5 protein-coding genes are annotated in these 6403 nt (G+C 70.0%); all 5 read right to left on the bottom strand.

What is annotated here, in order from left to right; all coding sequences use genetic code 11:
* Nucleotides 1–86: 86 nt before the first annotated feature.
* The 5 genes from ACFXGX_RS37750 to ACFXGX_RS37730 all read right to left on the bottom strand — a co-directional run bounded on the left by ACFXGX_RS37750 (nt 87) and on the right by ACFXGX_RS37730 (nt 6116).
* Entirely contained in the window at nt 87–854 is a 768-nt protein-coding gene (locus ACFXGX_RS37750; RefSeq protein ID WP_384801161.1) for a DUF3159 domain-containing protein, read from the bottom strand.
* A gap of 3 nt (nt 855–857) precedes the next feature.
* On the bottom strand, nt 858–1256 hold the full coding sequence (locus ACFXGX_RS37745; RefSeq protein ID WP_384801158.1) for an OB-fold nucleic acid binding domain-containing protein: 399 nt from the start codon (nt 1254–1256) through the stop codon (nt 858–860).
* A gap of 127 nt (nt 1257–1383) precedes the next feature.
* On the bottom strand, nt 1384–2067 hold the full coding sequence (locus tag ACFXGX_RS37740; RefSeq protein ID WP_355766462.1) for a response regulator: 684 nt from the start codon (nt 2065–2067) through the stop codon (nt 1384–1386).
* Nucleotides 2064–4607 (bottom strand): ATP-binding protein, encoded by a 2544-nt coding sequence (locus tag ACFXGX_RS37735; protein ID WP_384801154.1) that lies wholly within the window; start codon nt 4605–4607, stop codon nt 2064–2066. Before ACFXGX_RS37735 ends, ACFXGX_RS37740 begins: the two co-directional genes overlap by 4 nt.
* A gap of 288 nt (nt 4608–4895) precedes the next feature.
* Entirely contained in the window at nt 4896–6116 is a 1221-nt protein-coding gene (locus ACFXGX_RS37730; protein ID WP_384801152.1) for an alginate lyase family protein, read from the bottom strand.
* Between the last annotated feature and the right edge of the window lie 287 nt (nt 6117–6403).

Genomic DNA, 6403 nt, shown 5'->3' with positions numbered 1-6403 from the left:
CTCCGGGCGCCCCCTCCGTCGTATCGCGGTTCGCGCTTCGTCGTCTCGCGCTCAGTCGCCCGGAGGCGTCCTCGGCGCTGCCGGACTCACGCCTCGCGGCGGTGCCTGGCCGGGGCCGGAGCGTCGCCGCGCTCCTGGGCGAGAACGGCCTTGCGCTCCTTCTCCGCCTGCTCCTCGGCCTCCATCTCGGCGAACACGTCGATGGGCGGCGGCGCCTTGGCCAGGAAGACCCAGGTGAGCCAGACGGCGAGCAGGAACGGCGGGATCTTCAGAGCGATCAGAACCCAGCCGAACTGCGCGGTGTCGGCCCACCAGTAGAGCGGGAAGAGCACCGCGCACTTGGCGAGCATGATCAGGCCCCAGGCCCAACTGGCCTTCGTGTAGGCCTGCTTCCGACCGGGGTTGCGGGTGCGCCAGGAGAGGTTCTCCTTGAAGACCGGGCCGAGCATCAGACCGATCAGCGGGACACCCGCGAGGGTGGTCACGATGTAGGCGATGGCGAGACCGAGCGTGTAGAGCATGCCCGGCAGGTAGAAGTCCTTCGCGTTGCCCGTCATCATCGCGAAGACCACGCCGAAGGCGACGCCGAAGACCCCGCTGAAGGCGTGCTTCACGGTGTCGCGCCGCACCAGGCGGACCACGACGAGCAGCAGGGACACCGCGAGGGCTGCGATCGCCGCCCAGTGCAGGTTCTTGTTGATCGTGAAGATGGTGACGAAGAGCAGGCCCGGCACCACGGTCTCGACCATGCCGCGCACGCCGCCGAACGCCTCGAAGAGTGCGGCCTCGGTCACCGCCCGTGCATCCTGCTGGGCGTCCTGGGCGTCTTCGGTCGGCTTGTCGAGCGACGTCACCGGCTACTCCCGTCCGAGGGGTCTGAGTTCGTACTTCGGATTGAACAACACCCTACGGCCCCGGCTCATCGAGATACGGCCCGAGGCGATCAGCTTGCGTCCGGGCTCGATGCCGACGATGGAACGGCGGCCGAGCCAGACCACGTCCAGGGCGGCCGAGCCGTCGAACAGCTCGGCCTCCAGAGCCGGGACACCGGCTCTCGGCCGCAGAGTGACCGTGCGCAAGGTACCAGTAACCGTGACGATCTGCCGGTCGTGGCAGTCACCGATACGGGTACAGCCCGCGGTCGCCGTGTCCTCCCGCAGCTCCTCGGACTCCAGGTCCTCCTGGGACGAGGAGAGCCGGTCCATCATGCGCCGGAAGCGTCCCGCCGGCTTTTGGGAACGAGGAACAGCACTCATACCGAAAGCGTACCGGGGGGCGCCGACAGCTTCGTACCCGCGGCACGGCCGCCCGAACCGGCCGCGGACCGCGCTCGATCGGGCGACCGCCGTGGCTCGCACAGACGATCGACGGGGGATGACCGCGTCACCGTTCGAACCTGTAGCCCATCCCCGGCTCGGTGATGAAGTGCTTCGGGTGCGAGGGGTCCACCTCCAGCTTGCGGCGGAGCTGAGCCATGTAGACCCGCAGATAGTTCGTCTCCGTCCCGTAGGACGGGCCCCAGACCTCCTGGAGCAGTTGCTTCTGCCCGACGAGCCGGCCGGAGTTGCGGACCAGCACGTCCAGCAGATGCCACTCGGTGGGGGTGAGCCGGACGTCCCGCCCGTCGCGGTGCACCTTTTTCGCCGCCAGATCGACGGTGAAGCCGGCGGTCTCCACGATCACGTCGTCCTCGCCGCCCCCGGTGGGCTCCGCGCGGCGGACGGCGGCGCGCAGCCTGGCGAGCAGTTCGTCCATGCCGAAGGGCTTGGTGACGTAGTCGTCGGCGCCCGCGTCGAGGGCCTCGACCTTCTCGTCCGAGGAGTGCCGGGCGGACAGCACCAGGATCGGCACCCGGGTCCAGCCGCGCAGCCCCTTGATCACTTCGACGCCGTCCATGTCGGGCAGGCCGAGGTCGAGCACGACGACGTCGGGGTGACGGGCGGCTGCGAGCTGGAGCGCGGTGGCTCCGTCGGGGGCCGCGTCGACCTCGTACTTGCGTGCCTTCAGGTTGATCACGAGGGCTCGGGTGATCTGCGGCTCGTCGTCGACCACGAGGACCCGGGTCATGAAGCCTGCCTTTCCGCTACCGCTGTTCGGGCTGCCAGGTCGGGACGGCGGTCCACCGCCCGCACCGTGAGCACCATGGTGAGTCCTCCGCCGGGGGTGTCCTCGGCGTTGAGGGTGCCGCCCATCGCCTCGGCGAAGCCGCGGGCGACCGCGAGGCCGAGGCCCACTCCGGTGCCGCGCGGGGCGTCGCCGTAGCGCTGGAAGGGCGCGAATATCCGGTCCTTGGCCTCGTCCGGGACGCCGGGACCGCGGTCCATCACGCGTACCTCCACGCGGTCGGCGATGGCGCTCGCGGCGACCAGGACCCGTTCGTCGACGGGGCTGTACTTGACGGCGTTCTCGACGAGGTTGGCGACGGCGCGCTCCAGGAGTCCGGAGTCGACGGCGACCATCGGCAGGCTCTCCGGGATCTCCAGGTCCACGCTGTCCTCGGGGACGCCGCCGAGTGCCATCGGGACGACCTCGTCCAGGTCGATCTCCCGGATCAGCGGAGTGACCGTGCCGGTCTGGAGCCGGGACATGTCCAGCAGGTTGCCCACCAGGTGGTCGAGACGGTCGGCGCCGTCCTCGATGCCTTCGAGGAGCTCGGCCTGGTCCTCGTCGGACCAGGCCACGTCGTCGGAGCGCAGGGACGAGACCGCCGCCTTGATCCCGGCGAGCGGGGTGCGCAGGTCGTGGCTCACCGCGGCCAGCAGGGCGGTGCGGATGCGGTTGCCCTCGGCCAGCTCCTTGGCCTGGTCCGCCTCGTACTGGAGGCGCTGGCGGTCGAGGACCACCACGGCCTGCGCGGCGAAGGCGGCCAGCACCCGGCGGTCGGAGGCGGGCAGGACCCGTCCGGAGAGGGCGAGCGCCATGTGGTCGCCGACCGGCATGTCGACGTCGGCGTCCTCGGGGCGGGTCGCGGGCGCCGGCCCGGCACTGCCCGCGCACGTCCACGGGTCGACGTCGCCCGCGCGCTCCAGGAGGGCGACCGATTCCATCCCGAAGGTCTCCCGGACGCGCTCCAGCAGGGCTTCCAGGCTGGTCTCGCCGCGCAGCACGCTGCCCGCCAGGAAGGAGAGGATCTCCGACTCGGCCCGGAGCCGCGCCGCCTGGTGCGTACGCCGGGCCGCCAGATCCACCACCGACGCCACGGAGACGGCGACGCCCACGAAGATCACGATGGCGACGATGTTCTTCGGGTCGGCGACGGTCAGCCGGTGCAGGGGCGGTGTGTAGAAGTAGTTCAGCAGCAGCGAGCCGAACGCGGCCGAGGCCAGGGCCGGGAGCAACCCGCCGAGCAGGGCGGCCGCGACCGTGACCGCCAGGAACAGCAGCATGTCGTTGGCGAGGCCGAGGTCGATGGTGTTGAGCAGCAGGGCCATGGCCACGGGGCCGCCGATGCCGATCGCCCAGCCCCAGATGATCCGGGAGCGCCCGAGCCGTGCTCCGCGCGCCACCGGCAGACCGCGCCCCTTGGCGACCTCTTCGTGGGTGACGATGTGGACGTCCAGGTCGGGGCCGGACTCCCGGGCAACCGTGGCGCCGACGCCCGGACCGAAGACGTACTGCCAGGTCTTGCGGCGGGAGGAGCCGAGCACGATCTGGGTGGCGTTGACCCCGCGCGCGAAGTCCAGCAGGGAGGCGGGGATGTCGTCGCCGACCACGTGGTGGAAGGTGCCGCCGAGGTCCTCGGCCAGGGTTCGCTGGACGGCCAGCTCCTTGGGCGAGGCGGAGGTGAGGCCGTCGCTGCGGGCGATGTAGACGGCCATGACCTCGCCGCCCGCACCCTTCTCGGCCAGTCGCGCCGCACGCCGGATCAGCGTCCGCCCTTCCGGGCCGCCGGTCAGCCCGACGACGATCCGCTCCCGCGATCCCCAGATCTTGGAGACCCGGTGTTCGCTGCGGTACTCCGTCAGGTATTCGTCGACCCGGTCGGCGACCCACAGCAGCGCCAGCTCGCGCAGGGCCGTGAGGTTGCCCGGACGGAAGTAGTTGGACAGGGCCGCGTCGACCTTGTCGGGCTTGTAGATGTTGCCGTGGGCCATCCGGCGGCGCAGCGCGGGCGGCGACATGTCGACCAGCTCGATCTGGTCCGCCCGCCGCACCACCTCGTCCGGCACGGTCTCGCGCTGCCGCACACCCGTTATCGACTCGACGACGTCACCCAGTGACTCCAGGTGCTGGATGTTGACGGTGGAGACGACGTCGATGCCGGCGGCCAGCAGTTCCTCCACGTCCTGCCAGCGCTTGGCGTTGCGGGAGCCGGGCACGTTCGTGTGCGCCAGTTCGTCCACCAGGGCGACGGCCGGGGCGCGGCGGAGCACGGCGTCCACGTCCATCTCGCTGAAGACGCCGCCCCGGTACTCCAGCTCCCTGCGCGGCACCTGCTCCAGGCCGTGCAGCATCACCTCGGTGCGAGGCCGGTGATGGTGCTCGACGAACGCCACCACGCAGTCCGTACCGCGTTCCATGCGGCGATGCGCCTCGGACAGCATCGCGTAGGTCTTGCCCACGCCCGGAGCCGCACCGAGGTAGATCCGAAGCTTGCCGCGTCCCATGAGCCTATTGTCTTCCTGTCACCGCTGTGTACGCAGCGTCGACCTTACGGCCAGGATTCCCGGCAAAGGGGACGAGCGGCCCGCCGGGGAACGTCTTTGACGCAACTCTGATGCCCCGCGCTGTAGTGACCTACGCGCGGTGGCGCTGGTCACAGCGGTGGTGCCGGTCTCGGTCTGGCTCATGTTCTCTCCCCGTGATCCCCGTGATCCCCCGGTGGACCGGGCGCCGGCGTCCCGGCCGGACGCCCGGTCCCTCATCCCCTCATCGGACGGGACCCCGGATTCGGTTCACGCGGGATTGTCACCGTGCGTCAGCGTCTCCCACGCCACGAAGAGGTTGTTGCTGCCGGCCGGGCGGTTCTGCTGGGTGAGTGCCTGGGTGTTGGTCATCGCGATGCCCAGGCGGTTGTGCAGGGCGTTGTGGCCGACCTCGGTGACCGGGCCGAGCCCGAGGTTCAGCGAGCCGCCGCACAACCAGCTCGGCACGGCCGTACCGAGCTGGTACTTCGACTGGAAGCCGAGCGCCTGGCGGAGCCGTTCGCCGACGTCGGTGCCGTACAGGTCCTGTCCCTGGATGCGGCTGGTCTCGGCGACGTGCGAGATGGCCGAGATGCCGTAGCCGGTGTGGGTGAAGTCGCGGCAGGTCTCCTGGGTGAGCCCGGTGACGAAGGTGGACTGTCCCTGCCAGTAGCCGACGATCTTCGCTGTGGTGTCGAGGTTCTGGCTCGGCACGGTCTTCGGCGCGGCGCCGTCGGTGGAGAGGTAGACGTACGCCGCGGTGCGCGTCCGGAACTTCGCCATGGCCTTGTCGTACGACGTCTTGTCCTCGAGGAAGACGGAGATGCCGACCGCGGCCTCCATCATCGACAGCTCCCAGTTCCCGTTGGAGTTGGAGCCGTTGATGATCTCGGGCAGGTAGACGTCGCGCAGCATGCTCGCGAAGCGGCCGGAGTTGGCCCAGGAGCCGGTGTACGTGTACTTGATGATCTCGGCGGCCTTGGGCCAGGAGGAGCCCGCCCAGCCGGTCTGCAGCGGCGCGTTGCTGTTGGTGTGGGACTTGATCACCGCGGACCAGGCGTCCATCAGCTCGATGGCCTTCTTGGCGTACCGGTCGTCGCGTGTGATGTACCAGGCGAGGGCGTCGGTGTACGCGGCGATCGCGTCCTCGCGCTCGTCCGTGCAGCCGTAATTGGGGTTGGAGTACGAGCCGCACTCGACGGTCGCGCGGGGTGTGGGGGTGCGCGTGAGCGAGGCGTACTTGCTCGCCGTCATCTGGTCGTAGGCACCCTTCCAGGGCTGGGCGCCGGCCAGGACCTCGGTACGGGCGAAGTCGAGCTGTCCCTTGGAGACGGTGACTCCGGGGTGGACGAAGGTGGCGGGCGCCGCGTCGGCCGGGTGCGCGCCCGGCCAGGACAGGAGGGTGCCGACGAGTGCGGTGGTCGCGGCGGCGACGGTGACGAGGAAGGCCGGACGCCGTCGGCGGCGATGCCGAGTGGGGGTGTCGGACATGCAGAGCCATCCATTCTTGTATGTGAACTACACACGGGATGCTGAACATGGTGCGCTGGCCGGTGACCATAGGTACGGACCAGGCTTCCGTCAAGACCTGAAGAAAGAGCCGCTGCTCAACCGTCGTTCACATACGGGAATGCGATGAGGCCGGGGCGCACCACCGCTCTCGGAGATCCGCGCACGGGGCCGGACGAGCCCGTGTGCCGGGGTCCGGCGAGCCCGCGCACGGGAAAGGGCCGCGCCCCTGGGGGTGCGGCCCTTCTGTCTGCCCGATTCTTCGTCCG

The organism is Streptomyces sp. NPDC059371 (genome assembly GCF_042751995.1).
Classification (GTDB): domain Bacteria; phylum Actinomycetota; class Actinomycetes; order Streptomycetales; family Streptomycetaceae; genus Streptomyces.
Note: the sequence above shows the minus strand (reverse complement) of the source record. Positions and strands in the feature narration are given on the sequence as shown.